The organism is Leisingera sp. F5, from assembly GCF_001593695.1.
The window spans coordinates 1-2362 of record NZ_LUKH01000463.1 but is presented as its reverse complement, the minus strand read 5'-3'; the positions used below and the strand labels follow the sequence as shown (position 1 = coordinate 2362).

The following is a 2362-nucleotide window of genomic DNA, read 5'->3' as shown; positions in this document are numbered from 1 at the left end:
CCACCGTTGCAAGTAACTCCGCACTCAGTGCCTTGGAGCTGGACTTGATTGCCGACAGCATTGACACAAGCAAGTGTTGGGGCGTGACATCCAAGGACCCGGTGCTCGCCGCGGTCTTCCGGATACTCGGAACGTTCGGCTGGACCGGCTCACGCGACAGTTTCGTGCGCGCGCTGCCGCATTTGCCGGACCGTTTGACGGCCTCGGACCTGAGGTCGATCCTGTCACGGCTCGGAATTTCCAGCTCCGAAAGCCGCCTCGGAAGCCGCCGGGTTGAAGACCTCGCTCCAGCCACAACACTGGTCACCGGCGCAGGCCGCATCCTCATTGTGCAGACCGGTGCGGAAGGTGGTTCCACCCTGATCGACCCCGTGACCGGAGAACGCTGCAATCAAGGGGTGACATCCCGGACGCTGACATTCAGTTTCAATAAACCCTCGCAAACCGCGCAATACGGTTTTGTAAGGCAGCTTCTAATACGCTTTCAACAGAACTGGATGCAGGCGTTTGCCGCCAAGACCGTCAGCAACTTCGCAGCGCTGGCCATCGCGTTTGGGGTGATTGCCGTCTATGACGCGGTAATCCCGGCCAGGGCTCATGACACTCTCGCCTGGCTCGCAGCCGGCCTGGCCATGCTCCTGCTGCTCGACATGAGCATCCGCGGCCTCAAGGCCCGGAGCCTTGCCCGGATCGCGGCGCGGATGGAATTTCTCGTCGCTACCACCGTGCTACGCAAGATTTTCTCCCTGCCCCTCCAGCACATAATTGCAAGCCCCGTCAGCACCCAGGCGGTCCGGATCCGGCAGTTCAGCCGCATGGCCACCCTGCTTGTCGGCAACGCGGCCGACACCGTGGCCGATCTGCCTTTTTCCTTGCTTACGGTTGCGGCAATTTTTGCGATTGCGGGGCCGCTTGGCTTTGTTCCCGTTGTTCTGATGTTGTGTTTCGGCCTTTTGGCGGCCTTTCTGGTACCGCATCTGCGCCGCACGGAAGCCGCTGCCCGAAGCGCAGTTGAAAATGAAAACCGTGTCACCAGCGACCTGTTCCGGAATGCCGTTGCAATCCGCTGTGCAGGCGAGCAGCGGGCATGGCGGGAGCGTCTGGAAACAGTCACTCGCCGCAAGGCTATTGCGGGGCGGCGCGCAGAGATGGCGCAAAGCGCAATCGACGCAGTGTGCAAATCAGCGACACCGGTGGCCGGGGGGCTGACCGCGCTTTTCGGCGCCTTTCTGGTCATCCAGGGCAACCTGTCATCCGGCGCGTTGCTCGGGGCTGTGATGCTGACATGGCGCGCCATTGCGCCGCTGCAGTCCGCTTTGCTGCTGGCGACCAAATGGACCGAGATTGCGGGCGTCGCATCGCAGCTGGACCGGCTTGCCGCCCTGCGCCAGGAGCACGACCCCAAACGCGTGCACCACAGCTATTCGGCCAAAGGCGACATTCAGCTGAACGCGGTAGGCTTCCGATACGGCAACAAAAGCGCCCCTGCCCTGCGCAGCCTGAGCACGCGGATCCCGGAAGGGGCGCTGGTTGCAATCACCGGCCCGTCAGCGGCAGGGAAGTCGACGTTTCTGCGGCTGGTGGCGGGCTTGCTGCAGCCTCAGACCGGAGTGCTGTCGATAAACGGGGTCAACGCCAGCCAGATCCCTGTGTCCCAGCTGCGCCAGTTCATAAGCTATGTGCCTGCACGGCCGGTGCTTGTGCATGGCTCGGTGGCTCAGAACCTGCGTCTCGCCTGCCCCTTTGCCACAGAAGCACAGATGTTTGAGATACTCGACGAACTCTCTCTGCACGACGCTGTCGGGAAACTGCCAGATGGCATTCACACGGTGCTCACGGACCAGGTCCAGGCCACGCTGCCCAGCGGCTTCCGCCAGTCCCTTGCGGTTGCGCAAGCACTGCTGCGCGACCCGCAGGTCCTACTGCTTGACGACCCGGCCCAGTCATTGGACCAGACCCTAGAAGCAGCAATGATCAAAGCGTTCCAGCGCCGCAAAGGCCGTGTCACCATGCTGATGGTGACACATCGCCCCAGTCACATCCGGCTCGCGGATCTCGAACTGCCCCTGCTTGATGGCATGCCCAGGCTGGCCAGGCGAAAGAAGGAAAACGCCGCATGACAGTGCACAGCAATCCAGTGGCACCGGCCGCCAGCGGAACACCGGTTGGCAACGCGTTTCAAAGGCGCGCGCTTTTGCTGGAGGCCGATCTCTCCGAGCCAGCCGACACCAAGGGCTACACCCGGCTGATCTGGCTGCTTGCGATCGCCGCCGCAGGCTTTGTCGCATGGGCCGCGATGACCCCGGTCTACGAAACCGTGACCGGAGAGGGCCGCCTGATGCCCCTTGATGGCGTGCGCACC

1 protein-coding gene and 1 pseudogene are annotated in these 2362 nt (G+C 62.8%); both read left to right on the top strand.

The window, feature by feature from the left end; all coding sequences use genetic code 11:
* Nucleotides 1–2120 (top strand): peptidase domain-containing ABC transporter (locus A2I95_RS31915; protein WP_291736296.1); only part of this gene is annotated, 2120 nt, incomplete at its 5' end.
* A pseudogene (locus tag A2I95_RS31910) lies at nucleotides 2117–2362 on the top strand (hypothetical protein); the annotation flags it as partial. The gene A2I95_RS31915 and the pseudogene A2I95_RS31910, both read left to right, overlap by 4 nt.